The organism is Pantoea sp. GM_Pan_4, assembly GCF_026541005.1.
GTDB classification, from domain to species: Bacteria; Pseudomonadota; Gammaproteobacteria; order Enterobacterales; family Enterobacteriaceae; genus Pantoea; species Pantoea dispersa.
The window spans coordinates 238712-263301 of sequence record NZ_JALNUZ010000002.1 but is presented as its reverse complement, the minus strand read 5'-3'; the positions used below and the strand labels follow the sequence as shown (position 1 = coordinate 263301).

General features: G+C 61.2%; 22 protein-coding genes. 10 read left to right on the top strand and 12 right to left on the bottom strand.

The window, feature by feature from the left end:
- Position 1: 1 nt before the first annotated feature.
- The gene (locus OXR61_RS07230) at positions 2-2278 is read right to left on the bottom strand and encodes a TonB-dependent siderophore receptor (RefSeq protein ID WP_058770686.1); all 2277 of its coding nucleotides are present in this window, start codon (positions 2276-2278) and stop codon (positions 2-4) included.
- Positions 2279-2539: 261 nt separating this feature from the next.
- On the opposite strand from OXR61_RS07230, the gene fes reads away from it, so the two are divergent.
- A complete protein-coding gene (gene fes, locus OXR61_RS07225; protein ID WP_021507715.1) occupies positions 2540-3814 on the top strand; it encodes an enterochelin esterase in 1275 nt (424 codons plus the stop codon).
- Positions 3807-7691, top strand: coding sequence for an enterobactin synthase subunit F (locus tag OXR61_RS07220; protein ID WP_021507716.1), 3885 nt, complete (start codon positions 3807-3809; stop codon positions 7689-7691). Before fes ends, OXR61_RS07220 begins: the two co-directional genes overlap by 8 nt.
- 79 nt (positions 7692-7770) lie before the next feature.
- Here OXR61_RS07220 and OXR61_RS07215 read toward each other — a convergent pair whose 3' ends face one another.
- From OXR61_RS07215 to fepD, 3 genes are read right to left on the bottom strand one after another with little or no spacing between them, the layout of a single operon-like run.
- Entirely contained in the window at positions 7771-8568 is a 798-nt protein-coding gene (locus tag OXR61_RS07215) for an ATP-binding cassette domain-containing protein (protein WP_021507717.1), read from the bottom strand.
- Positions 8565-9548: an iron-enterobactin ABC transporter permease gene (gene fepG / locus OXR61_RS07210; RefSeq protein ID WP_267411587.1), complete on the bottom strand. Its 984-nt coding sequence runs from the start codon at positions 9546-9548 to the stop codon at positions 8565-8567. The genes OXR61_RS07215 and fepG overlap by 4 nt, the downstream gene beginning before the upstream one ends.
- The gene (gene fepD, locus OXR61_RS07205) at positions 9545-10534 is read right to left on the bottom strand and encodes a Fe(3+)-siderophore ABC transporter permease (protein WP_031279737.1); all 990 of its coding nucleotides are present in this window, start codon (positions 10532-10534) and stop codon (positions 9545-9547) included. Before fepD ends, fepG begins: the two co-directional genes overlap by 4 nt.
- Before the next feature lie 146 nt (positions 10535-10680).
- On the opposite strand from fepD, the gene entS reads away from it, so the two are divergent.
- The gene (gene entS, locus OXR61_RS07200) at positions 10681-11931 is read left to right on the top strand and encodes an enterobactin transporter EntS (protein ID WP_021507720.1); all 1251 of its coding nucleotides are present in this window, start codon (positions 10681-10683) and stop codon (positions 11929-11931) included.
- Here entS and fepB read toward each other — a convergent pair.
- Positions 11926-12891 carry a Fe2+-enterobactin ABC transporter substrate-binding protein gene (gene fepB, locus OXR61_RS07195; protein ID WP_021507721.1) on the bottom strand — a complete coding sequence of 322 codons (966 nt, stop codon included), beginning with the start codon at positions 12889-12891 and terminating at the stop codon, positions 11926-11928. The two genes, entS and fepB, sit on opposite strands and share 6 nt — an antisense overlap.
- A 176-nt stretch (positions 12892-13067) precedes the next feature.
- Here fepB and OXR61_RS07190 point away from each other — a divergent pair, with 176 nt between their 5' ends.
- The 5 genes from OXR61_RS07190 to OXR61_RS07170 are packed head-to-tail and all read left to right on the top strand — an operon-like array spanning position 13068 to position 17921.
- Positions 13068-14249 (top strand): isochorismate synthase, encoded by a 1182-nt coding sequence (locus tag OXR61_RS07190; RefSeq protein WP_031279738.1) that lies wholly within the window; start codon positions 13068-13070, stop codon positions 14247-14249.
- 10 nt (positions 14250-14259) lie between these two features.
- Positions 14260-15873, top strand: coding sequence for a (2,3-dihydroxybenzoyl)adenylate synthase (locus tag OXR61_RS07185; protein WP_021507723.1), 1614 nt, complete (start codon positions 14260-14262; stop codon positions 15871-15873).
- A gap of 18 nt (positions 15874-15891) precedes the next feature.
- Positions 15892-16746, top strand: coding sequence for an isochorismatase (locus OXR61_RS07180; protein ID WP_021507724.1), 855 nt, complete (start codon positions 15892-15894; stop codon positions 16744-16746).
- Positions 16743-17501 (top strand): 2,3-dihydro-2,3-dihydroxybenzoate dehydrogenase, encoded by a 759-nt coding sequence (gene dhbA / locus OXR61_RS07175; protein ID WP_021507725.1) that lies wholly within the window; start codon positions 16743-16745, stop codon positions 17499-17501. The genes OXR61_RS07180 and dhbA overlap by 4 nt, the downstream gene beginning before the upstream one ends.
- 3 nt (positions 17502-17504) lie before the next feature.
- Complete coding sequence (locus tag OXR61_RS07170) at positions 17505-17921, top strand: hotdog fold thioesterase (RefSeq protein WP_021507726.1); 417 nt, start codon at positions 17505-17507, stop codon at positions 17919-17921.
- 211 nt (positions 17922-18132) lie between these two features.
- On the opposite strand, the gene cgtA is transcribed toward OXR61_RS07170, so the two are convergent.
- The 3 genes from cgtA to rplU all read right to left on the bottom strand — a co-directional run bounded on the left by cgtA (position 18133) and on the right by rplU (position 20142).
- A complete protein-coding gene (gene cgtA, locus OXR61_RS07165) occupies positions 18133-19308 on the bottom strand; it encodes an Obg family GTPase CgtA (protein WP_021507727.1) in 1176 nt (391 codons plus the stop codon).
- Between the two features lie 249 nt (positions 19309-19557).
- Entirely contained in the window at positions 19558-19815 is a 258-nt protein-coding gene (gene rpmA / locus OXR61_RS07160) for a 50S ribosomal protein L27 (protein WP_006121751.1), read from the bottom strand.
- A 15-nt stretch (positions 19816-19830) separates the two neighbouring features.
- Positions 19831-20142, bottom strand: a complete 312-nt coding sequence (gene rplU / locus OXR61_RS07155; RefSeq protein WP_021507728.1) for a 50S ribosomal protein L21 — start codon at positions 20140-20142, stop codon at positions 19831-19833.
- 254 nt (positions 20143-20396) lie between these two features.
- Here rplU and ispB point away from each other — a divergent pair, with 254 nt between their 5' ends.
- Together ispB and OXR61_RS07145 are read left to right on the top strand one after the other, a co-directional pair.
- Entirely contained in the window at positions 20397-21368 is a 972-nt protein-coding gene (gene ispB / locus OXR61_RS07150; protein WP_021507729.1) for an octaprenyl diphosphate synthase, read from the top strand.
- Positions 21369-21606: 238 nt separating this feature from the next.
- Positions 21607-21900: a helix-turn-helix transcriptional regulator gene (locus tag OXR61_RS07145; protein ID WP_021507730.1), complete on the top strand. Its 294-nt coding sequence runs from the start codon at positions 21607-21609 to the stop codon at positions 21898-21900.
- Positions 21901-21963: 63 nt separating this feature from the next.
- Here OXR61_RS07145 and murA read toward each other — a convergent pair whose 3' ends face one another.
- From murA to mlaC, 4 genes are all read right to left on the bottom strand, one after another.
- Positions 21964-23223 (bottom strand): UDP-N-acetylglucosamine 1-carboxyvinyltransferase, encoded by a 1260-nt coding sequence (gene murA, locus OXR61_RS07140; protein WP_021507731.1) that lies wholly within the window; start codon positions 23221-23223, stop codon positions 21964-21966.
- Positions 23224-23269: 46 nt separating this feature from the next.
- A complete protein-coding gene (gene ibaG, locus OXR61_RS07135) occupies positions 23270-23527 on the bottom strand; it encodes a BolA family iron metabolism protein IbaG (RefSeq protein ID WP_007886637.1) in 258 nt (85 codons plus the stop codon).
- A 114-nt stretch (positions 23528-23641) separates the two neighbouring features.
- On the bottom strand, positions 23642-23947 hold the full coding sequence (gene mlaB / locus OXR61_RS07130; RefSeq protein WP_021507732.1) for a lipid asymmetry maintenance protein MlaB: 306 nt from the start codon (positions 23945-23947) through the stop codon (positions 23642-23644).
- The gene (gene mlaC, locus OXR61_RS07125) at positions 23947-24585 is read right to left on the bottom strand and encodes a phospholipid-binding protein MlaC (RefSeq protein WP_021507733.1); all 639 of its coding nucleotides are present in this window, start codon (positions 24583-24585) and stop codon (positions 23947-23949) included. Before mlaC ends, mlaB begins: the two co-directional genes overlap by 1 nt.
- Positions 24586-24590: the final 5 nt, after the last annotated feature.

Sequence of the window (24590 nt, the reverse complement as noted above, 5' to 3'; positions counted from 1 at the left end):
GTCAGAAGTGGGTGTTGAGGCTCATATAGTAAGTACGGCCTGATTCGTTATAGGTATTGGCACCGGCACCGTAGAGATAAGCGCCGGTGGTGGCGTTACCGGTGGTTTGCGCATTGCCCTCACGGAAGTGGCGCTTATCGAACAGGTTATCGATGCCCAGCGTCACGCTGGCGTACTTATTGATATCGTAAGTACCGCTCAGGCCGACAATCGAGTACGGGCTCACTTTGTCGGTGGCGCTGCCGGTCACCGGCTGTCCTTTGTAGTCGTACTTCTTCGGCGTCTGGGTGCCGTACCACGTCAGGGTGGTTTGCAGCGACAGATCCTGCGTTGCCTGCCAGCTCAGCGTCGAGTTCAGCGTATACTCCGGAATGATCGACAGACGATCACCGGTCTCCTTGTTCTTGCTCTGCAGCATGTAGGTGAAGTTGTTATTCCACATCACGCTGTCAGAGAAAGGAACATTGACCGTACCTTCCAGCCCTTCCACCACCGCTTTCGGCACGTTCTCCCAGCGATAGATATCCGTGGTGCCGTTAGAGGCTTTACCTGAAGGCGCATAGCCAGCTTCAATCTTGTTACGGTAGTCGTTACGGAACCAGGTCAGACCGGCCTGATAACCTTCATGCTTCCACTCCAGCCCAACTTCTTTATTGATGCTGTTTTCCGCTTTCAGATTCGGATTACCCTGCAGATAGCAGGCGCCGGTGCTGGCGGCGCAGCCCTGGCCGTTGCTGTACAGCAGGTAGTTCGGGTTCGTCTGGTACAGACTCGGCGCTTTGTAGGCCCGGCCAATCCCCATCTTCAGCGTGAAGTCATCGCCCAGCCCCTGTGACAGGTTAAGCGACGGGCTCCAGTTGTTGCCAACGATGGAGTGATGATCGAAGCGCAGCGCCGGCGTCAGCATGGTGCTGTCGGTCAGCTCCATGTTGTCTTCGGCAAACAGGGAGAAAATCTCCGCCTGGGCATAAGGACTGCGGCCGGTGCTGGCGATGCCTGGCACAGCGCCATTGCTGGCGGCCTGGGTGGTCGACGAAGGATCTTTCATGCGCTGCTGGTTCCACTCGGTGCCCAGCGTCGCGGTCTGATTGACGCCCAGCTCAAACGGCAGGCTGATTTCACTGTGCAGCAGCACATCGTCCAGCTGGATGGTATTGAACCCGCTGTTGGAGAAGATCCCTTCCGTGCCGCCCGCCAGACCTTCATTAATGCGCGTATTGCGGGTTTTCTCGTAGCGCGCCCAGCTGCTGGTGCTGATGCCGTTGTCCCACGCGCCGGTCCATTTCAGTGAAATATTCTGGCGATACAGACGGTTGGTTTCATCGCCGTACAGGCTCTTCACCAGCGCGTTAGTGTTGGTGTTCTGCGTATCGCCCGCGTACAGGTTGCCCTGACGACTGTAACCAGCCTGCAGCTCCAGCGTCTGCATGGGGGCAAACGCCCAGCTCAGCAACGCATTGATGTCTTTGTTCACCGAGCCTTCGCGGCCTGCCGGGTAGCTGCCAGCATAGCTGCCGGTGCGCGCTGCCGCGTGCCCTTCATTGATGTCGTACGCGTCGGCCTGGGTTTTGGCTAAGCCGCCATACAGCCGGAAGTTGAAGTCGTCGCCCAGCGGCCCTTCAAGGCTGAAGTTGGTGCGTTTGGTTGCCCCTTCCGATTTGTGTTCCGGCGCGTTGAAGTAGGTATTCCACGAACCGTGCCACTGCTGATCGCTGTACTTTTTGGTGATGATGTTCACCACACCGCCCGCCGCGCCGTTACCGTAGCGCACCGCGGCCGGCCCGCGAATCACGTCGATGTGATCAATCATCTCCGGCGGCACCCAGTTGGTATCGCCGCGCGTATCACGCTCACCGCGCCAGCCGAGACGCACTGAGTTACGGCTGGTGATCGGCATGCCGTCCACCATGATCAGGGTATTTTCCGGTCCCATGCCGCGAATATCGATCTGACGGTTGTTGCCGCGCTGGCCGCTGGTCGAGTTACCGGTCAGGTTAACCCCCGGCATGGTACGGATAATTTCTGAGACATCGCGCGCCGGCGGATGCTTTTTGATCTCATCGGCGGTGATGGTGGAAACCCCCGGTGCCTGCAGCGTCTGCTGCTGGGCCGTCACCATTAAGGTGCCACCGTCCATTGCGCTGGCGTCGGGAGAAGAGGCGTTGCTGGAAGTCGTCTTGCTGGAAGTCTCTGCTGCCCAGGCGCTGCCGGAAAGCAGTGAGGCGCTGAGCCCCAGTTCGATCAAAATTGCGAAGGTTAACCGCGAGTAATGCTTCATTTTTTTCATTCCTGGAAGGCCAGTTCTGCGCCACAGCGGAGTGACTGGCGAGCCGGTGAGAAGATCCCTGTCTTTATCGCGCAGCCGTTCACACCTGGCAGGGCCATCCTTTGCTGAATCCCATGACTTACCGGGTGCCAGACGGAACGTGCGTGCTCATTTTGAGCGCAGTCACCCTATTGCAAATGCAAATAATTATCAATAGTATTATTTATCAATCCTATGTAAACCTCCCCGTACAGACGGCGACTGGCAGCCCCTATGACCTGGCGAAATGATGGAATTGGTAGCGAAGCCTGGTGGCAGGAGCAACAGACTCAGGGCATTCCGCGCATTGAGCCGCAGCAGGATGGCACCTGTCTGGTGACCTTCTTCTGGCGCGATCCGCAAGGCAGTGAAACCACCTCCCACACCCAGCGCGTGTGGATCAACATCACCGGCGTGACCGATCACCACCAGCGGCGCCCGCCGCAATCGCTGATGCGCGTCGCCAGTAGCGATGTCTGGTACTGGCAAACCGTGCTGCCGTCACACTGGCGCGGCAGCTACTGCCTGATGCCGGATCGGCAGGCCAGCGATTTCAGCGGCGAGCCTGACATGCATGCGCTGCGCCACTGGTGGCGCGAAAAATTCCCTGCCGCGCAGGCCGATGCGCTCAATCCGCTGCGCAGCTGGTCCGGCGGACGCGGCATGGGCGTGTCACCGCTGCACCTGCCTGACGCGCCCGACCAGCAGGTGTGGCGTGCGGTGGATGAGGGCCGCGCCCCGGCGCTGACGCTGCAGGAGCAGCAGTGGGACAGCGCGCTGCTCGGCAATCGTCGCCGGGTGTGGCTGTACGCCACAGGCGAGGCGCAGCACGGCCCGCGTCCGCTGGCGATACTGCTCGATGGTCAGTTCTGGGCGCAGCAGATGCCGATTGCCGGACCGCTGCAGCAGCTGACCGCCGCGGGCAAGCTGCCGCCGGCGGTCTACCTGTTTATCGACATCATCGATCGCGAACACCGCAGCCGCGAGCTGCCATGCAATCCGCAATTCTGGCAGGCGGTGCAGCAGGAGCTGTTGCCGCAGGTGGCACGCTGGATGCCGTACGATGCGCAGCCGGCGCGCACGCTGGTTGCCGGACAAAGCTTCGGCGGTCTGGCCGCGGTGTTTGCCGCGCTGCACTTTCCCCACACCTTTGGTAATGCGCTCAGCCTGTCCGGCTCCTTCTGGTGGCCCGAGCGCGGTAACCCGCATGGCTGGCTGTTGCAGGCGCTGGACCATGGCCTGGAACCTCGCCAGCCGCTGCGTTTCTGGCTGGAGGCAGGCCAGCGTGAAGGCCTGATTCTGCAAGCCAATCAACAATTACAACAACAACTTACCGCTGCCGGCTATCAGGTGCATTACCAGTCGGTAGAGGGCGGCCATGACGCGCTGTGCTGGCGCGGTGGCCTGCTCGACGGTCTGCAAGCTTTGTGGCGCAATCCAAATTCATTCATCACGCCAGACGTGAACCGGAGCGACAGTAAATTCTCTGATGAACGACACTATGATTGACCAACAAACTCTGCCGCTGGTGGCAGCGCAGCCTGGCATCTGGATCGCCGACCAGCTCAGCCGCCATCACAACGCCTACGCGGTCGCGCACTTTGTCGAACTGCGCGGCGACATCAACAGCGCGCTGCTGGCGCAGGCCATTGTCGACGGCATGCAGGAAGCCGATACCCTGAATATGGCGTTCGGCGAAATCGACGGCGAGCCGCTGCAGTGGCCGCAGCCGCAGACCTTCAGCCTGCCAGACATCGTTGATCTGCGCGGCGAAGCGGATGCCGCTGCCGCCGCGCGCGCCCTGATGCGTGCCGATATGCAGGGCGACCTGCGTGTGCTGAGTGGCGCACCGCTGTGGCACCATCGTCTGTTCCGCCTCGGCGAGCAGCACTGGTTCTGGTATCAGCGCTATCACCATCTGGTGGTGGATGGCTTCAGCTTTACCGCGCTGACACGCCGCATCGCCAATCTGTACAGCGCCGCCGTACAGCAGCAGCCGCCTGAGCCGACACCGTTTATTCCGTTCAGCGCCGTGGTTGACGAGTATCAGCGCTATCAGCAGTCGGCGTCTTACAGCCGTGACGGCGAATTCTGGCGCGAAAAAGGCCGCGCCCTGCCCGCGCCCGCCTCGCTGTCGCCATTGCCGCTGGCCGGTCAGAGCGCCAGCACCGATCTGCTGCGCCACAGCGTTACGCTGGATCGTCACCGCTTCCAGACGCTGACCAGCCAGCATCCACAGCACAGCGCCGCCGATCTGGCCTTTGCACTGGTAGCGCTGTGGCTGGCTCGCCTCAGCGGGCAAAATGATTTTGCTGCCGGCTTCATCTTCATGCGTCGCATCGGCTCCGCCGCGCTGTGCGCCACCGGTCCGGTGATCAACGTGCTGCCAATGGCGGTGCATTATCAGCCGGGACAAACGCTCGGCGATCTCGCCGCTCAGCTGGCCGCGGAAGTGAAAAAAATGCGCCGTCATCAGCGTTACGATGCTGAACAGGTGCAGCGCGATCTCGGCCGCCTCGGCGATAGCGATCCACTGTATGGCCCGGTGATCAACCTGAAGATGTTTGACTACCAGCTCGATTTCGCTGGCATTGAAGGCATCACGCATCAGCTGGCCTCCGGCCCGGTGCGCGACCTGGAAATCGCGATTTACCTCAGCGAGCACGGCGATCTGACGCTGGAGCTGCTGGCGAACGCGCAGCGCTATGCTGCCGAGACGCTGCAGCGCCATGCCAGCCGCTTTGCCCTGCTGCTCAGCCAGCTGGCCGCGCAGCCGCAGCGCGCGCTGGGCGAGCTCGATCTGCTGACGCCAGCGGAGCAGCAGCAGATTGCGGCCATCAATCAGACCGCCCATCCGCTGCCGGCGGAAACCCTGGCGTCGCTGCTGGCGCAGCAGGCGCAGCGCACCCCGGACGCACCGGCGCTGGCCGATGCGCAGCACCAGCTGAACTATCGCCAGATGCAGCAGCAGGTATTCGCGCTGGCGGCCGATCTGAGCGCGGCCGGCGTGCAGCGGGGCGATATCGTCGCCGTGGCGCTGCCGCGTTCAGTGCAGCTGTCGCTGGCGCTGCAGGCGATTGTGACGCTCGGGGCCGCTTATCTGCCGCTGGATACCGGCTATCCGGACGAGCGGCTCCAGCTGATGCTGGAAGACGCCGCGCCCAAAACGCTGATTACCACTGCCGCGCTCAGTGCCCGCTTCCGCGCCATCGCGCCGGTCAGTCAGCTGCACTTTGACACCCTGTACAATGCCGAACATGCACCGGCCCCGGCCAGCGCGCCGACGCCGCAGGATGGCGCGTACATCATCTATACCTCCGGCTCTACCGGCCGGCCGAAAGGCGTACTGGTCGGCCATCAGGCGATCGTTAATCGCCTGCTGTGGATGCAGGATCGTTATCCGCTGCAGGCGGATGACGTGGTGCTGCAGAAAACGCCGAGCAGCTTTGATGTCTCGGTGTGGGAGTTCTTCTGGCCGCTGCTGGTCGGCGCGCAGCTGGTGATGGCGCCGCCGGATGCACACCGCGATCCGGAAGCCTTACAGCAACTGTTTGCCCGCTACAAAGTCACCACCACGCATTTCGTACCCTCGATGCTGGCGGCCTTTGTCGCGGCGCTCGACCACCCGGCCGCGATAGCGTGCTGCGCCAGCCTGCGCAACGTGTTCTGCAGCGGTGAAGCATTGCCCACCGATCTGTCGCGCAGCTGGGAAACATTGACCCGCGTGCCGCTGCACAATCTGTATGGGCCAACCGAAGCGGCCGTTGATGTCAGCTGGTATCCGGCGTATGGCGCGGCGCTCGCCGCCGTCGATGGCCCGAGCGTACCGATCGGCTTCCCGGTATGGAACACTGGCCTGCGCATTCTTGATGCGCAAATGCAGCCGGTGCCGCCGGGCGTGGCCGGCGATCTCTATCTTACCGGCATTCAGCTGGCACATGGCTATCTCAACCGGCCGGAGCTGACCGCCAGCCGCTTTATCGCCGACCCGTACGCCGCTGGCGAGCGCATGTACCTGACCGGCGACGTAGCGCGCTGGCTGGACAACGGTGCGGTGGAGTATCTCGGGCGCAGCGATGACCAGCTGAAGATCCGCGGTCAGCGTATTGAGCTGAACGAAATCGATCATGCGCTGTGCGCCCAGCCCGGCATTGAGCAGGCGGTGACGCATGCGGTGGTGCTGGGCTGTGCGGCGGCACAGGGCGATGCGCGTCAGCTGGTGGGCTACGTGGTTGCGCCTCAGCCGGTGGATGGCGATGCGCTGCGTCAGGCGCTGGCACAGCAGCTACCGGCACACATGGTGCCGGTGGCCATCGTCCAGCTGGAGGCGCTGCCGCTCAGCAGCAACGGCAAACTGGATCGCAAAGCGCTGCCGCTGCCGCAGAGCACCACGCAGCGCCAGGGGCGCGCGCCACTGCCCGGTTTAGAGAGCACGCTGGCCGCAGCGTTCTGCCGCCTGCTGGCCTGCGACACGATCGGTGCGCAGGATGATTTCTTTGCGCTCGGTGGCCATTCGCTGCTGGCGATGCGCCTTGCTGCGCAGCTGCGCCGCGAGCTCCAGCTGCCGGTCTCGGTCGGGCAGATCATGATCGCCCCGACAGTGGAAAAACTGGCGGCGCTGCTGAGCGATGGACAATCCCATCAGCAGGCGGGCTTTGAAGCGGTGCTGCCGCTGCGTAAAGGCAGCGGACCGACGCTGTTCTGCTTCCACCCGGCGTCCGGCTTCGCCTGGCAGTTCAGCGTGCTGCAGCGTTACCTTGACCCACGCTGGTCACTGGTCGGCATTCAGTCGCCAGACACGCAGGGACCACTGAACCAGAGCGCGCACCTCGATGAGGTCTGTGAAGCGCATTTGCATACGCTGCGAGAGGTACAACCGCACGGGCCCTACTATTTCCTCGGCTACTCGCTGGGCGGTACGCTGGCGCAGGGCATTGCTGCCCGGCTGGAAGCGGCGGGTGAAGAGGTCGCCTTCCTTGGCCTGCTCGACACCTGGCCGCCGGAAACGCAGAACTGGGATGAGAAGCGCGGCGAGAATGTGCTGGATCCGGCGGTGCTGGAGGAGGTGAATCGCGAGCGCGAACAGTTTATCGCCGCGCAGCGCCATCAGGCCGGTGAAGAGATGCAGGCCATGTTCGATACCATCGAAGCCAACTACGCCAGCTCGGTGCGTCTGCTGGCCACGGCGCGCAGCGCACGCTTCGGCGGCCGCGCTACGCTGTTCCTCGCCGAACAGACGCAGCAGCCAGGCCAGGATGCGCGCCGCGCCTGGGCGCCCTATGTCGGTGAGCTGACGGTGTGGCCGATGGATTGCGCCCACGTCGAGATTATCTCGCCTCGCATGTTTGAGCAGATCGGGCCACTGTTGCAGCAGTTGCTGGCGTAGCGGTTTTGCCCTCACCCTCTCCCGACGGGAGAGGGAACCGTATGGCAGAAAACGTTTACACCACCGCCCCTTCTCGGCTTTAGCGCCCGCGCCCCAGCGGCACAATCATTGGCGTATGCGCCACCGGATCCTCAACAATCACACAGCGTAATCCGTACACCTGCTCAATCAGCGCCGGCGTCACAATCTCGCCAGGCTTGCCCTCGGCAATGATCCTCCCGTGACGCATGGCGATCAGATGGGTGGCGTAGCGGCAGGCGTGATTAAGGTCGTGCAGCACCACCACCAGCGTGCGGCCATGCTGCTGATTGAGCGTCTGCATCAGCTCAAGCAGCTCAATCTGGTGGGTAATATCCAGCCAGGTGGTGGGCTCATCCAGCAGCAGCAGCGGCGTCTGCTGCGCCAGTACCATGGCGATCCACACGCGCTGACGCTGCCCGCCGGACAGGGTATCGACCGCCTGTTGCGCCAGATCCGCCACGCCGGTGGCCAGCATCGCCTGCTGCACCGCCGCTTCATCCTCCGCGCGCCAGCGGCCAAACAGTGACTGATGCGGATAACGTCCGCGCGCCACCAGCTCGCTCACGCTGATGCCCGCCGGTGCGTTCGAACTCTGCGGCAGCAGGCCAAGGCGGCGCGCCACCTCTTTGGTGGGATAACGTGCAATTGCCTCGCCGTCCAGCAGCACGTCGCCTTTCAGCGGTGCCTGCAGGCGGCTGAGAGTACGCAGCAGGGTGGATTTACCGCAGGCGTTAGGGCCGATAATCACGGTCAGCTCCCCTTGCGGAATCGCCACCGACAGATTTTCCGCCACCACTTTTTTGTCATAACCCAGCGTCAGGCCTTCGCCATACAGCCGTGAAGGAATATCGATCATTGGCGTCGCGCCTCCCGCACCAGTAACGCAATCAGATAGAGTCCGCCCAGGCTGACGGTGATCACGCCAACCGGCAGTTGATAAGGCAGGAACAGATGCTGCGCGGCATAATCGGCGGCGCACAACAGCAGCGCGCCGCACAGCGCTGCCAGCCACAACGCGCCTTTTTCCCCGCCGCTCAGCCGGCGCGCAATCTGCGGGGCCAGCAGCGCCACGAACGAGATCGGCCCCGCCAGCGCGGTGGACGCTGCGGTCAGCAGCACGCCCAGCAGCATCAGCCACAGGCGGCTGCGCTCCACCGGCACGCCGAGCGCGCAGGCGGTGTCGTCGCCCATCTCCAGCAGACGCATGCGGCGCGTTAACAGCGCCACCAGCAGCAGTGACAGCAGCAGCACCGTCACCACCGGCGGCGTTTTCGCCCAGGTGATGCCGTTGAGCGAGCCGGCGCTCCACAGCCCGGCGCTGAGCGCCGACTCCAGCGAAGCGCTGATAATCAGCCAGGCATTGAGCGCCATCAGCAGCGCGCGCACGCTAATGCCCACGATGATTAACCGAAACGTTTCCACCCCGTTGCGCCAGGCAAACAGATACACCAGCGCAGCCGTCGCGATACCGCCGATCAGCCCGGCCCCGGTCATCGCGGTAATACTTTGATTGAACAGCACCAGCGCCACCAGCACACCGCTATAAGCGCCGGTATTGAAGCCGAGGATATCCGGGCTGCCGAGCGGGTTACGCAGCAGCGACTGAAAAATTGCCCCGCTGACACCCAGCGCCGCACCGATCAGCAGCGCCATCAGCACGCGCGGCAGCCGCCACTCCACCACAATCAGCTGCACGTTGGCCGCTCCCTGCCCGCGCAGCGCCTGCCACACCTGCTCCGCCGTAACCGGCAGCGCACCGCGCGTCAGCGCCAGCCACGTCAGCAGCGCACACGCTAATAGCAGCCAGCCGCCATGCAACCAGGCACGCCGCGTCATAGTCCACCTCGCCCGCGCTGGCGCCGTACCAGCAAAATCAGCATCGGCGCGCCAAGGATGGCGGTCACTATTGAGACACGCAGTTCGCCTGCCACCATCATCCGCCCCAGAATATCCGCCGCCAGCAGCAGCGCCGGGGTGATCAGCGCCGTCGCCGGCAGCAGCCAGCGGTGATCGTTGCCCACCAGCCAGCGGGCAAAATGCGGTGTCATCAGGCCGATAAAAGCGATCGGCCCGACGGCGGCGGTCGCCGCGCCGCTCAGTAAGGCAATCGCCAGCAGGCCCAGCAGTTGAGTGCGCACCACGTGCGTGCCCAGCGCCGCCGCCATATCGCCGCCCATGCTCAGGCTGTTCAGCGATTGCGCCAGCCCCAGCGCCAGCGCCGCACCGGCCAGCACCGCCGGGCTCAGGGTGCGCAACACGCTGAAATCGCGGATATCCAGCGAGCCGCTCTGCCAGAAGCGCAGGTGATCGTAAATGTCCGGATTGAGCAGCGACAGGCCGGAGGTTAAGCCCTCCAGCACCGCCGCCAGCGCCACGCCCGCCAGCGTCAGACGCACCGGATTGACGCGCCCGCCGCCCATCGCGCCAATCACCGTCATCAGCAATGCCGCCAGCAGTGCGCCGCTGAAGGCCAGCGTCAGCCACTGCAGCGGGGAGTCCGCCCCCAGCAGCGCGATGCCGAGCACGATGGCAAAACCGGCACCGGCGTTCACACCCAGAATGCCCGGCTCGGCCAGCGGATTACGCGTCAGGCTCTGCATCAGCGCGCCAGCCAGCCCCAGCGCCACACCCGCCAGCAGACCGGCCAGCGTGCGCGGCAGGCGCGCATCGCGCACGATGATGCACTCCGCGCTGGAGCAGGAGGCGGTGAGAGCGTGATACACATCGGAAAGCGGTATTGATTTGGCACCCAGCATCAGACTGAGCGCCATGAGGAGCAAAAGCAGAATCCCTGAGCCTGCTAATGCACGGATCTGGCGCATAGCGTTCTAAACCTTCACTGTTCGACGTCGTTGCGGTGCAACGTAATGTGATAATGATATTTGTTATCGTTATTACTCGCGTTTGCCTATGTTACCATGAGTCGCCTCGCGGATGATGAGGAAAATTGGTGCAAAAAGGCGAAACAATGAACAAACCCTCTCACTTTATCGATCTCTCACTGCTGAAAACCCACGCGGCGTTTCGCGCGGTGTTTATTGCGCGTTTTATCTCGATTGTGGCGCTCGGCATGCTGGCCGTTGCCGTACCGGTGCAGATTCAGCAGATGACCCATTCCCCGCTGCTGGTGGGCCTCGCCGTCACACTGTCCGCTGCCGGCATGTTTACTGGCCTGTTGACCGGCGGCGTGCTGGCCGATCGCTATGAGCGTAAGAAGTTGATCCTGTTTGCCCGCACCACCTGCGGGCTGGGCTTTGTCGCGCTGGCGATAAATGCCGCGCTGCCCGCGCCTTCGCTGCTGGCGGTCTATCTGCTTGGCTTGTGGGACGGCTTTTTTGGCGCGATTGGCGTCACGGCGCTGCTGGCCGCTACGCCAGCGCTGGTGGGGCGCGAAAACATCATGCAGGCCGGTGCCATTACCATGCTGACGGTGCGCTTCGGCTCGATTTTATCGCCGGCAATTGCTGGTGTAGTGATCGCGCACGGCGGCGTGCTGTGGAATTACGGACTGACCGCCTTCGGCACGCTGCTGACGGTGCTGACACTGCTGAAGCTGCCTGCGCTGCCCCCGCCTCCGCAGCCGCGCGAGCATCCGTTGCGGGCGCTGGCAACCGGCGTGCAATTCCTGTTCGCCAGCCCGCTGGTCGGCATGGTGGCGCTGACCGGTGCGCTGGTAACGCTGGCCAGCGCCATCCGCGTGCTGTACCCGGCGCTGGCACCGCACTGGTCAGTCAGCGCCGACCAGCTCGGCATGCTGTACGCCGCCGTGCCGCTCGGTGCCGCCGTGGGTGCATTTACCAGTGGCAGGCTGAAACAGGCGGCGCGCCCGGGGCGGCTGGTGCTGGGCAGTGCCGTGGCCGGTTTCGTTGCCCTGGGCCTGTTCAGCCTGATGCCGACGCTGTGGCTGGCGCTGCTGTGTCTGGCGGGCTTCGGCTATTTCAGTGCCATCAACAGCCTGGTGCAGTACGCAATGATTCAGCTGCTGACGCCAGATCATCTGCTGGGCCGCATCAACAGCCTGTGGACGGCGCAGAACGTGTGCGGCGATGCCCTCGGCGCCGCGCTGATTGGTGCCCTCGGTTCGTGGCTGTTACCGGCGCAGGCTGCCGCGGCGTTTGGCTGTGCCGCGACAGGGCTTGGCGTCATGATGTGGCTGATGATGAAAGGATTACGGCGCTATCAGGCGCCCGCGCCCGTGCTGGCGCAGCAAACATCATGATTTGACGAACAGCTGATGCAGACGCGTCAGCAGATTGCTGGCGCTGTAGTAATCCAGGCGGAAGTTGTCAATACCCATCGCATAGACCTGCTTATCGCGCACCGCCGCGTTTTGTGCCAGGAACGGGTTGCTCAGCACTGACTGCGCGGTTTTGTCATCGCCGGCAAACAGCAGGAAGCTGTGGCCGGTCAGGCTGGCGGCGAGATTCTCGCCCGAGAGCTGAATAATGTCTTTGCGCTGGCCCATGCTGTGCCCCTGTTGCGTGTCAGCCGGCGGCTGCGCCAGGGAAAAACCGAGCTGCTGCAACAGTTTGCCCTGCGCCGATGCGGCGGTCCACAGATTCACCGCCCGGCCATCACCGTTCCATACCATCGCGGAGACCGGCTGCGGTGGCAGCGTAATGGCCTGCTTCAGCGCCGCTTCGCGATCGTCGAACTCTTTTACGCGCTGCGCCGCCTGTGCTTCATGGCCGGTGGCCTGCCCCAGCAGCGTAACCACATCCTGCCAGCTCTTATCGTCGTAGTTGACCACCAGCGTGGGGGCAATGGCGGACAGCTGACTGACCAGCTTCAGGGCGGAGTCATTACCGGTGGCGCTGACGATGATCAGATCCGGGGCTTGCGCCGCAATCGCCTCGGCGCTCGGTTCACCAATATACAGCCGCTTAACGTGGCGCTGCTTTGCCACCTCGCCCCACTGACGGAAGAAGCCCTGATCGTCGGCCAGGCGGCTTTTCGGTGCGGTCGCGCCTGAGGCGATGACCGGCGCGTCAATCGCCAGCAGCGAGCCGGTCAGCGTGACGCTGGTGGAGACAATGCGCTGCGGTGCCTGGTGAAGCGTTACCGTTCCGGTCGCGCCCTGTACGCTGCGCGGCCAGCCCTGGTCGGCCCGCGCTGTCCCTGACAGCAACTGGAAAATAAACAACAGGACAGCCATGCCCCATAAACCGCATTTATTCATAAGTTTTGATCCACCTTTTAGCTTAATGCCTTGCCCGGCGTCAGTCGCCGCTTACGTCTGACAGCACGGTAAATCCCGCGAATGGATTGACTCTTTGCCCCTTTCGACGTAGGTTACAGAGCCATAATAAAAATGATAATCATTCTTAATAATCTTATCATTTATAGGTGAAAATTATGGTGGAAAGCTCCACGTTTGAAAATGCCTGGCTGAAGGATTTTTCCGCGCTGTGCCGCGGTTTCCTTTTCACCTCGCCATGGCGCAGCCTGGCCACCCAGGGGTGCTATACCACGATCAACACGCCGGTGGGCGATGCCGCGCTGCTGCAGGGCGACTTTCAACAGCAGCTGCGCCAGCACTTTGCCGCGGCGAAAAAGCAGGGGATCGCCAATCCGCTGCTGGTGGGCGCGATTCCGTTTGACGTCAGCCAGCCAGCGTCGCTGTTCATACCCGAATCCTGGCAGAGCTTTAATCGCGCCGACCTGCAACAGGCGCTGCCGGTGCAGCAGAGCGATCTGCCGGCAGTGCGGCGGCGGACGGCAGTGCCAGACCACGCGGTATTTACCCGCATGGTGGCCGACGCCGTTGCCACCATCCAGCGCGGCGATCCGGACAAAGTGGTGCTGTCGCGCCTGATGGATATCGTCACGGAGCAGCCGGTGGATACCGCCGCGCTGATGCAGCGCGTGATCGCGCAAAATCCCAATAGCTACCATTTCCATCTGCCGCTGGCGGAAGGCGGCGCGCTGGTGGGCGCCAGCCCGGAACTGATGCTGCGCAAACAGGGGCGCGATTTCTCCTCCTGCCCGCTGGCCGGCTCGGCGCGCCGCCATCATGACGACGCCAGCGCCGATCGCGCGGCAGGTAACACCCTGATGGCGTCAGCCAAAGATCGACACGAACATCAGCTGGTGACCGACGCGATGCGCAGCACGCTGCAGCCGCGTAGCCGCCTGCTGTCAGTGCCTACCGTGCCGTCGCTGATCACCACCGCCACGCTGTGGCATCTGGCGACGCAAATCGATGGCGAAGTGCAGGATGAGCGCGAAAACGCGCTGTCGCTGGCGGCGCTGCTGCACCCAACCCCTGCCCTGAGCGGCTTCCCGCACGCCCGCGCGCAGCAGCTGATTCAGCAGCTCGAACCCTTTGATCGCCAGCTGTTTGGCGGCATCGTCGGCTGGTGCGACAGCGAAGGCAATGGCGAATGGGTGGTGACCATTCGCTGCGGAACGGTAAACGGCACGCGCGTGCGGCTGTTTGCCGGCGCTGGCATCGTCGCCGACTCGCAACCGGAATCAGAATGGCGTGAAACGGGTGTGAAGCTGGACACCATGTTGCGCGCTTTTGGACTGCAATAAAGGAACAAGCATGAGCATTCCCTTCAGCCGCTGGCCGGCACATCTGGCCGCGCGCTATCGCGAGAAAGGCTACTGGATCGACGTGCCGCTGACCGACATCATCGACCGCCATCGCGAAAACGACGCTATCGCCGTGATCGACGGCCCTTTGCAACTCAGCTACCGCCAGCTGGCGCAACGCAGTGATAATCTGGCGGCGGCGCTGCAGCGGCGCGGTTTACAGCGCGGTGACACGGCGCTGGTGCAGCTCGGCAACGTGGCCGACTTTTACGTTACGCTGTTTGCCCTGTTTAAGCTGGGCGTGGTCCCGGTGTACGCGCTGTTCAGCCATCAGCGCACTGAACTGCTGGCCTATGCGCAGCAGATTGCACCGAAACTGCTGATTGCCGATCGCCAGCACGCGCTGTTTGCCAGCGACGACTTCATCGCCACGCTGTGCGAGGCGCAGCCCACGCTGCAGCAGGTGATCCTGCGTAACGACGCGCAGGCGGAAAATACGCTGGCGTCGCTGCAGGATGAAGCGGCTGGCAATTTTGTCGCGACACCGACGGCCGCCGATGAAGTGGCGTTTTTCCAGCTCTCCGGCGGCAGCACCGGCACGCCGAAGCTGATTCCGCGCACCCACAACGACTATTACTACAGCATCCGCGCCAGCGACGAGATTTGCCACATCAATGCCGACACGCGCTATCTGATCGCCCTGCCCGCGCCGCATAACTTCGCCATGAGTTCCCCCGGTTCGCTCGGGGTGTTCTATGCCGGTGGCCAGGTGATTCTCGCCGCGGATCCCAGCGCCACGCTCTGCTTCCCGCTGATTGAGCAGCACCAGGTGACCGATACCGGACTGGTGCCGCCGGCGGTCGGCCTGTGGTTGCAGGCAATTCAGGAGTGGGGCAGCAATACAGCGCTGGCCTCGCTGCAGCGCATTCAGGTGGGCGGAGCCAAACTGGGCGAAACGCTGGCCGCACGCATTCAGCGTGAAATCGGCTGCCAGCTGCAGCAGGTGTTTGGCATGGCGGAAGGGCTGGTTAACTACACGCGCTTCGGCGATGACGAGCAAACAATTCTGACTACCCAGGGGCGGCCGATTTCGGAAGATGACGAAGTGTGGGTGGCCGACGAGAACGGCAATCCGCTGCCGCCGGGCCAGGTGGGTCGCCTGATGACGCGCGGCCCTTACACCTTCCGGGGTTACTACAACAGCCCGGAGCACAATGCCGCCAGCTTCGACGCCAACGGTTTTTACTGCTCAGGCGATCTGATTGAGATCAACGCTCAGGGTTACATCACCGTACAGGGACGCGAAAAGGATCAGATCAACCGCGGCGGCGAGAAGATCGCGGCCGAAGAGATTGAAAACCTGCTGCTGCGCCATCCGGATGTGATCCACGCCGCGCTGGTGTCCATGCATGACGAGCTGATGGGTGAAAAGAGCTGTGCCTTCATTGTGGCGCGCCAGCCGGTGAAACCGGTCGCGCTGCGCCGCCATCTGCGCGAGCTGGGCATTGCCGAATTCAAACTTCCCGACCGCATTACCTGCGTCGACGCCCTGCCGCTTACCCCGGTGGGCAAAGTGGATAAAAAACGTTTACGCCAACAGCTTGCTGAGCAGACGCAAGCCTGATTTTTTCCGGAGATTGTAATGGCTATTCCAAAACTGACCTCTTATGCGCTGCCCGCCGCCACTGAGCTGCCGGCTAACAAAGTACAATGGGCGCTGGAGCCGCAGCGCGCGGCGCTGCTGATTCACGATATGCAGGCCTATTTCCTCAACTTCTGGGGCGAAGACAGCCCGCTGGTGAATCAGGTGGTGGAGAACATTGCTCGCCTGCGCGCTTACTGCAAAGCGCAGGGCATTCCGGTGTTCTATACCGCCCAGCCCAACCAGCAAAGCGATGAGGATCGCGCGCTGCTGAATGATATGTGGGGACCAGGGCTGAACAAACATCCGGATCAGCAGAAGATCGTCGACGCGCTGGCGCCGGATCAGGACGATCAGGTGCTGACTAAATGGCGCTACAGCGCGTTCGTGCGCTCGCCGCTGGAGTCTATCCTGCAGGAGATGGGCCGCGATCAGCTGATCATTACTGGCGTGTATGCCCACATCGGCTGCCTGACCACCGCTACCGACGCCTTCATGCGTAACATCCAGCCGTTTATGGTGGCCGATGCGCTGGCCGACTTCTCGCGCGACGAGCATATGATGGCGCTGACTTACACCGCAGGTCGCAGTGGCAAAGTGGTGATGACCGCCGACCTGATGCCGCTGCCACAGAGCAAGGACGCACTCCGCGCGCTGATTCTGCCGCTGCTGGAAGATGATGACGTGCCTGAAGATGATGAAAACCTGATCGATTATGGGCTGGATTCAGTGCGCGTGATGGCGCTGGCGGCGCGCTGGCGTCAGGTGCACAGCGATATCGACTTCATCAGCCTGGCGAAAAACCCCAGCATTGATGGCTGGTGGGCGCTGCTGTCACGGGTGCCAGCCCAATGAGCGCCTGTTTTGATTTCAGCGGAAAAATTGTCTGGGTGACCGGTGCCGGCAAAGGCATCGGCTACCACACCGCACTGGCGTTCCATCAGGCCGGTGCGGAGGTGACCGGTTTTGATTTGCACTTTGGCCAGGATGACTATCCGTTCGCCACCTGCCAGCTGGACGTCGCCGACAGCGCTGCGGTGCGCGACTGCTGTCAGTCACTGCTGGCCAGCCAGCCGCGGCTGGATATCCTGGTGAACGGCGCAGGCATTCTGCGCATCGGCAGCACCGATGCGCTGTCGTTTGCTGACTGGCAGGCCTGTCTCGCCGTGAACGCCGGCGGCGCGTTTAACCTGTTCCAGCAGACGCTGCCGGTCTTCCGCCAGCAGCGCGCTGGCGCGATTGTCACCATCGCCTCTAACGCCGCGCACGCCCCGCGCCTCGGCATGTCAGCCTATGGCGCGTCCAAAGCAGCGCTGCGCAGCCTGTGCCAGACGGTTGGGCTGGAGATGGCACCGTATGGCGTGCGCTGCAATATTGTCTCACCGGGATCAACCGATACCGATATGCAGCGCAGCCTGTGGCATACGCCGGAAGCCGAGCAGGAGATGATCAACGGTTTCCCGGATCAGTACAAACTGGGGATCCCGCTGCGTAAGATCGCCCAGCCGCAGGAGATCGTGAACAACATCCTGTTCCTGGCCTCGGATCTTGCCAGCCACGTGGTGCTGCAGGATATTGTGGTGGATGGTGGCGCAACGCTGGGAGCCTGAGGCATGGCAATCTGGAAACGTACGGTGGATCTTGCCACGCTGAATCAGCTGGGCGATAACTCGCTGGTGGCGCATCTGGGCATCGTGTTTACCGCCATCGGTGACGATTATCTGGAGGCCACCATGCCGGTAGACAGCCGCACGCAGCAGCCGTTTGGTCTGCTGCACGGCGGCGCGTCGGTGGTGCTGGCGGAGTCGATGGGCTCCATTGCCGGTTACCTGAGCGTGGAAGAAGGTAAAAGCGTGGTGGGCATTGAGGTGAGCGCCAGCCATCATCGGGCGGTGAGCAGCGGCGAGGTGCGCGGTGTTTGTCGTCCGCTGCATCTGGGGGCGCGCAATCAGAGCTGGCAGATTGAGATACGCAATGGTCGCGATCAGCTGTGCTGCAGTTCGCGGCTGACGGTGGCGGTGCTGGGGTAGGTTTGGTTCCTCTGCGGCCTGATGCCCTCACCCTGCCCTCTCCCACGGGGAGAGGGAATGATTGTGCGGCCTGGTGCTTTCTCCTGCGGGGAGAGGGAATGATGGTGCGGGCTGGTGCTCTCCTGCGGGGAGAGGGATGATGGTGCGGGCTGGTGCTCTGCGCTAAACAGCAATAAAAAAAGCGGCCATCTGGCCGCTTTTTTCGCTGACATCAACGCTGATAAATGATCTCGACGCCTTCGTCGTCGTCTTCATCCCAGTCGTCATCCCAGTCTTCTTCTTCTTCCACTTCCTGAGCATTTTCCAGCGCTTCACGGTGGTAATCATCCCACATGAAGGCCACTTTTTCTGGCTGCTTCGCTTCTTCTTCCGCTTCTTTTGGATTCGCGATGATAAAGCTCATCACATCCCAGCACAGCTCATTGACACCGTCACGGCTGGCGGCGGAGATCAGATAGTATTTCTCATCCCAGCCCAGCGCTTCGGCAATCGCTTTAGCGCGGCTTTCCGCCTCTTCACGGCTCAGCAGGTCGGTTTTGTTGAATACCAGCCAGCGCGGTTTCTGGTACAGCTTGTCGCTGTATTTCTCCAGCTCGCCGAGAATGATGCGGGCGTTCTCTACCGGATCGGATTCGTCGATTGGCGCGATGTCGATGAGGTGCAGCAGCACACGGCAGCGCTCCAGATGCTTGAGGAAGCGAATTCCGAGGCCCGCGCCTTCCGCCGCGCCTTCAATCAGGCCGGGAATGTCGGCGACCACGAAGCTCTTTTCGCTGTCCATACGTACCACGCCGAGGCTTGGCACCAGGGTGGTGAACGGATAATCCGCCACTTTTGGCTTCGCCGCTGATACCGCGCGGATAAAGGTCGATTTACCGGCGTTAGGCAGACCCAGCATCCCCACGTCTGCCAGCAGCATCAGTTCCAGCTGCAGGTCGCGCTTCTCGCCCGGCGTGCCCATGGTTTTCTGACGCGGCGTACGGTTCACGGACGATTTGAAGCGGGTGTTGCCCAGACCGTGCCAGCCACCCTTCGCCACCATCAGCTTCTGCTCATGGCGCGTCATGTCGCCCAGCGTTTCGCCCGTGCCCTGATCGATCACGCGCGTACCCACCGGCACTTTAACAATGATGTCTTTACCGCGTTTACCGGTACAGTCACGGCTCTGGCCATTCTGACCGCGTTCGGCGCGGAAAGATTTTTCGAAACGATAATCGATCAGGGTGTTGAGGTTTTCATCCGCCAGCAGGTAAACATCACCGCCGTCACCGCCGTCACCGCCGTCCGGTCCCCCTTTGGGAATGTACTTCTCGCGGCGGAAGCTGACGCAACCGTTGCCACCATCACCCGCGACCACCAGGATCGTCGCTTCATCAACAAACTTCATTTTTTATCTCCGTCACACTGTCGTTTGCGCCACGCTGCGGGCGACAAACGGGTCCGCCAGGGTCTTCTGCGCTGACCGGCGGCGGATAATACAGGATTGGCAAAGCCATGTGTACATAAAGTGTACAGCAAACTGAGGCGCAAGGTCAGCGTGATTGCCGTAACCTGCGGCAGAATGTAAAAAGCCCCGCAAAGCTGCGGGGCCTTCCATTCGTGTGTTCAGACGTTAATCGTCTGCGGCACAACAACCTTACTCAGCAACGATGCTGATGTATTTACGGTTGTTAGGACCTTTAACTTCGAATTTAACTTTGCCGTCTGCGGTAGCAAACAGAGTGTGGTCACGACCACAACCTACGTTGTTACCGGCGTGGAATTTGGTACCACGCTGACGAACGATGATGCTACCTGCCAGAACAGATTCACCACCGAAACGCTTAACACCCAGACGTTTTGCATTGGAGTCGCGACCGTTACGAGTCGAGCCACCAGCCTTTTTATGTGCCATTTGTCAGATCTCCTCTTACGCGCTGATCACAGTGATTTTCACATCAGTGAACCACTGACGGTGACCAGCTTGCTTACGGTAGTGTTTACGACGACGAAACTTAACGATTTTAATTTTCTCGCCACGACCGTGAGCAACAACTTCTGCCTTGATCACACCGCCTGAAACCAGTGGCGCGCCGATTTTCACGTCTTCGCCATTTGCAATCATCAGAACCTGGTCGAACTCGATGGTTTCACCGGTTGCGATGTCCAGCTTTTCCAGGCGAACGGTCTGACCTTCGCTTACTCGGTGTTGTTTACCACCACTTTGGAAAACCGCGTACATATAAAACTCCGCTTCTGCGCATGCCTTTCTGTTCATCAGGCGGCGCGATAAATATTCACAATAGGGCGCGAATTCTACGCAAAACTCCAGCAGAAGACAAGTGCACTTTGCACTCTCTTGCAGAAAAAAAGCGCAGGACGAATGCAAACGTTTCTCAACCCGATTTTTCAAGTACAATCAGTAACAGATTACCTGAACTCACGCTGGGTAAAAGCGCTTACCATGCAGAAAACGAGTCAAAGCTGAACAGACGAATGAACTTAGAACAGATTAACGAATTAACCGCGCAGGACATGGCGGCCGTCAACCAGACCATCCTCGACCAGCTGAATTCAGATGTCTCACTGATTAACCAGTTGGGCTATTACATCATCAGCGGGGGAGGCAAACGCATCCGTCCGATGATCGCGGTGCTGTCAGCACGCGCGCTGAATTATCAGGGATCGCTGCATGTGACCAATGCGGCGCTGATCGAATTTATCCACACGGCGACGCTGCTGCACGATGATGTGGTGGATGAATCCGATATGCGCCGTGGCAAAGCCACCGCTAACGCCGCGTTCGGCAATGCGGCGAGCGTGCTGGTCGGGGATTTTATCTATACCCGCGCCTTCCAGATGATGACCAGCATGGGATCGCTGAAGATCCTTGCACTGATGTCCGAAGCGGTGAACGTGATCGCCGAAGGGGAAGTGCTGCAGCTGATGAACTGCAACGATCCGGATATCACCGAAGAGAGCTACATGCGGGTGATCTACAGCAAAACCGCCCGCCTGTTTGAAGCCGCTTCGCAGGCTTCGGCGATCCTCGCGGAGGCCACGCCGGCGCAGGAGAAAGCGCTGCAGGATTATGGCCGCTATCTCGGTACGGCGTTTCAGCTGATCGACGATCTGCTGGATTACAGCGCCGACGGCGAGACGCTGGGCAAAAATACCGGTGACGATCTGAGCGAAGGTAAGCCGACGCTGCCGCTGCTGCACGCCATGCACAACGGCACGCCCGAGCAGGCGCAGATGATCCGCAAGGCGATCGAAGAAGGTAATGGCCGTCATCTGCTGGAGCCTGTGCTGGCGGCAATGCAGCAAACCGGTTCGCTGGAATGGACGCGCAAACGCGCTGAAGAAGAGGCGGATAAAGCCATCGCGGCGCTACAGGCACTGCCAGAAACGCCGTGGCGCAGCGCGCTGGAAGCGCTGGCGCACATGTCGGTGCAGCGCGATTTCTGACCTGCTACGGGGCCGTTCGGCCCCGTTTTTATTTCTCCCCCCTGCTCTGCCCGTCTGATTACATTCCCTTGCAGCATTTTTGCGAAAAACTGCGCAGTTTCGTGCACAGGCAAAACAATTACTGGAAACATATGGAAATTATTTGCTATAAAAATCCGGATTTTTCCAGTTATCTCTGCGCAGGAGAGCCACAGCGCTGCAGAGATGGAGCACTAACACGGACACGGAGAAGAGAGTTATGCATGCAAGGAGAGAAGACTGGCATCCGGCAGATATCATTGCGGCCCTGCGCAAGCGCGGTACGTCACTGGCCGCCCTGTCACGTCAATCTGGCCTCAGTTCATCGACGCTGGCCAACGCGCTGTCACGCCCCTGGCCTAAAGGTGAATGGCTGATCGCCACGGCGCTGAAGGTCCATCCTTCCGAGATCTGGCCCAGCCGCTATTTTGATCCGGTCACGCAGCGTCTGCTGGATCGTAAAAAGCGCATTCGATCGCCCCAGGATCTGAAAAAGATCGTCTCACGCGGGTAAAGCAAAAAAAAACCAGCCACGCTGTCGTGACTGGTTTTCATGCCTGGCAATCAGGACAAAGGATTACTCGCCGCTGACGCGCTCGATGTTGGCGCCTAACGCTTTCAGCTTGTCTTCAATGTGCTCGTAGCCACGATCGATGTGGTAGATACGATCCACCAGCGTCGCACCTTCTGCAATGCAGCCTGCCAGTACCAGACTGGCTGACGCACGCAGATCGGTCGCCATCACCTGCGCGCCGGACAAGGTTTCAACACCGTGACAGATAGCGGTGTTGCTTTCGATTTCGGCGTGCGCACCCATACGAATCAGCTCCGGGATGTGCATGAAGCGGTTTTCGAAGATGGTCTCGGTAATGACGCCGGTGCCTTCAGCCACCAGGTTGAGCAGCGTAAACTGTGCCTGCATGTCGGTCGGGAAACCCGGGTGCGGTGCGGTACGAATGTTAACCGCTTTCGGACGCTTGCCGTGCATATCCAGGCTCACCCAGTCTTCACCGACTTCAATCTCCGCACCCGCATCACGCAGTTTCGCCAGCACGGCGTCCAGCGTGTCTGGCTGCGCATTGCGGCACACCACTTTGCCGCGCGAGATGGCGCCGGCCACGAGGAAGGTGCCGGTTTCGATACGGTCCGGCAACACGCGATAGACGCCGCCGCCGAGGCGCTCAACGCCCTCGATGGTGATTTTGTCGGTGCCGGCGCCGCTGATTTTCGCGCCCAGCGTGTTAAGGAAGTTTGCCGTGTCGACAATCTCCGGTTCACGCGCCGCGTTTTCAATGATGGTGGTGCCCGTCGCCAGCGTTGCGGCGCTCATGATGGTCACGGTCGCGCCCACGCTGACCTTATCCATCACAATGTGCGCGCCCTTCAGGCGGCCATCCACAGAGGCTTTAACATAGCCCTCTTCCAGTTTGATCTCGGCACCCAGCTGCTCCAGGCCGGTAATGTGCAGATCGACCGGACGCGCACCAATCGCACAGCCGCCCGGCAGAGAAACCTGGCCCTGGCCAAAACGCGCCACCAGCGGCCCCAGCGCCCAGATGGAGGCACGCATGGTTTTCACCAGATCGTACGGCGCACTGAAGACATTAACTTCGCGCGCATCAACGTGGACCGAACCATTGCGTTCCACGCGCGCACCGAGCAGGCTCAGCAGCTTCATGGTGGTATCGATGTCACGCAGCTTCGGCACGTTCTGAATCTCTACCGGCTCTTCAGCCAGCAGCGCAGCAAACAGAATCGGCAGCGCAGCATTCTTCGCCCCGGAAATGGTCACTTCACCGCTTAAACGGGTGGGGCCTTGCACACGAAATTTGTCCATTAACACGGCTCTCAATTATCTATCAACAAAACAGCCAGAGTGGCGCTTAGAAACCGTTGAGTTTACGGTCGCGCGCCCACTCGGCTGGGGTATAAGTCTTGATGGACACCGCATGAATACGGTTATCCGCAATGTATTCCATCAGCGGCGCGTACACAGCCTGCTGTTTCTTTACGCGGCTCAGCTCGCCAAACATTTCGCCCACGGCAATGACCTGGAAATGGCTGCCATCGTTGCTGAGAACATGTACTTCTTCTAACGGCAGCGCCTGCATTAGCACGGCCTGAACTTCACTATTTTCCATCGCTCATTGCTTCACTTGATAATAATAAGGCGGATATCTTAGAGGAAAGCGCCTGACTCTTAAATACGCAAAAGCCCCTGAAAAAATCAGGGGCTTTGTCAGCAGCGCCGTTAATCAGGCGATTTGTTCCGCAGAAACAATAATCTGCTGCAGGTTGTACAGCTTGATTAACGAGTCGAGCTTATCGGTGATACCACTGAAAAGCGGTGTCGTGCCCTGCGCCCGCGCGATTTCGCGCAGATGCACCAGCAGCGCCAGCCCGGCAGAATCAACCCGATCCAGCGCCGCCACGTCAATCGTGGTGATACCGGCCATGGCGCTGTCACGCGCCTGCCACAGCGCCAGCAGCGTATCGCGGTCCAGTTTGCCGCTCAGGGCCAGCGTGCTGGCAGTGCGCTGCCAGCGTAACGGTTCGCTCATTATTGCTGCTTGTCCAGGGTGATAGGCTGCGCGGCATAGGTTTTCAGCTGCGCAGTCAGGCCGTCAATGCCTTTGGTGCGCAGCAGATCGCTCCACTCATTCTGTTTGGTGGTGATCATGCTGATGCCTTCGGCAATCATGTCATAAGCCTGCCAGTTGCCGGTCTGGCTGTTCTTGCGCCACTGGAAATCAAGGCGCACCGGCGGACGACCGTTGGGATCGATGATGGTGACGCGAATCGCTACGATATTGGCATCGCCAATCGGCTGCTCAGGCTGAATCTGGTATGTCTGGCCGTGGTACAACGCCAGCGCCTGACCATAAGCCTGCGCCAGGTAATCCCCGAACGCGGCAAAGTAGGCGTCGCGCTGCGCCGGCGTGGCTTCGCGGTAGTAACGGCCCAGTACCAGCGCCCCCGCGTATTTAATCTGCACGTACGGCAGCAGCTCCTGGCGCACGATTTCGCGCAGGTAATTCGGATCCTGCTTAATCTTCGGCTGTTCGTTCTTCAGGCGGGTAAAGGTTTTCTCCGCCGCTTCGTTCATCATCTTGTACGGATTGCTCTGGTTGGCGTCCGCTGCGTTTGCCGCCAGCGGCGCGATGGCCAGCAGGGCCACCATCAGGAAACGTTTTAACATCGTGT

Excerpts from the sequence above, each read along its gene's own strand:
- rpmA (WP_006121751.1), bottom strand. The coding sequence starts at position 19,815 with ATGGCACATAAAAAGGCTGGTGGCTCGACTCGTAACGGTCGCGACTCC.
- OXR61_RS07215 (WP_021507717.1), bottom strand. The coding sequence starts at position 8,568 with ATGATCGATATTCCTTCACGGCTGTATGGCGAAGGCCTGACGCTGGGT.
- OXR61_RS07170 (WP_021507726.1), top strand. The coding sequence starts at position 17,505 with ATGGCAATCTGGAAACGTACGGTGGATCTTGCCACGCTGAATCAGCTG.
- cgtA (WP_021507727.1), bottom strand. The coding sequence starts at position 19,308 with ATGAAGTTTGTTGATGAAGCGACGATCCTGGTGGTCGCGGGTGATGGT.
- murA (WP_021507731.1), bottom strand. The coding sequence starts at position 23,223 with ATGGACAAATTTCGTGTGCAAGGCCCCACCCGTTTAAGCGGTGAAGTG.
- OXR61_RS07190 (WP_031279738.1), top strand. The coding sequence starts at position 13,068 with ATGGTGGAAAGCTCCACGTTTGAAAATGCCTGGCTGAAGGATTTTTCC.
- mlaC (WP_021507733.1), bottom strand. The coding sequence starts at position 24,585 with ATGTTAAAACGTTTCCTGATGGTGGCCCTGCTGGCCATCGCGCCGCTG.
- ibaG (WP_007886637.1), bottom strand. The coding sequence starts at position 23,527 with ATGGAAAATAGTGAAGTTCAGGCCGTGCTAATGCAGGCGCTGCCGTTA.
- fepD (WP_031279737.1), bottom strand. The coding sequence starts at position 10,534 with ATGCGCCAGATCCGTGCATTAGCAGGCTCAGGGATTCTGCTTTTGCTC.
- entS (WP_021507720.1), top strand. The coding sequence starts at position 10,681 with ATGAACAAACCCTCTCACTTTATCGATCTCTCACTGCTGAAAACCCAC.
- OXR61_RS07230 (WP_058770686.1), bottom strand. The coding sequence starts at position 2,278 with ATGAAGCATTACTCGCGGTTAACCTTCGCAATTTTGATCGAACTGGGG.
- rplU (WP_021507728.1), bottom strand. The coding sequence starts at position 20,142 with ATGTACGCGGTTTTCCAAAGTGGTGGTAAACAACACCGAGTAAGCGAA.
- OXR61_RS07145 (WP_021507730.1), top strand. The coding sequence starts at position 21,607 with ATGCATGCAAGGAGAGAAGACTGGCATCCGGCAGATATCATTGCGGCC.
- fepG (WP_267411587.1), bottom strand. The coding sequence starts at position 9,548 with ATGACGCGGCGTGCCTGGTTGCATGGCGGCTGGCTGCTATTAGCGTGT.
- dhbA (WP_021507725.1), top strand. The coding sequence starts at position 16,743 with ATGAGCGCCTGTTTTGATTTCAGCGGAAAAATTGTCTGGGTGACCGGT.
- fepB (WP_021507721.1), bottom strand. The coding sequence starts at position 12,891 with ATGAATAAATGCGGTTTATGGGGCATGGCTGTCCTGTTGTTTATTTTC.
- OXR61_RS07220 (WP_021507716.1), top strand. The coding sequence starts at position 3,807 with ATGATTGACCAACAAACTCTGCCGCTGGTGGCAGCGCAGCCTGGCATC.
- fes (WP_021507715.1), top strand. The coding sequence starts at position 2,540 with ATGACCTGGCGAAATGATGGAATTGGTAGCGAAGCCTGGTGGCAGGAG.
- OXR61_RS07180 (WP_021507724.1), top strand. The coding sequence starts at position 15,892 with ATGGCTATTCCAAAACTGACCTCTTATGCGCTGCCCGCCGCCACTGAG.
- ispB (WP_021507729.1), top strand. The coding sequence starts at position 20,397 with ATGAACTTAGAACAGATTAACGAATTAACCGCGCAGGACATGGCGGCC.
- mlaB (WP_021507732.1), bottom strand. The coding sequence starts at position 23,947 with ATGAGCGAACCGTTACGCTGGCAGCGCACTGCCAGCACGCTGGCCCTG.
- OXR61_RS07185 (WP_021507723.1), top strand. The coding sequence starts at position 14,260 with ATGAGCATTCCCTTCAGCCGCTGGCCGGCACATCTGGCCGCGCGCTAT.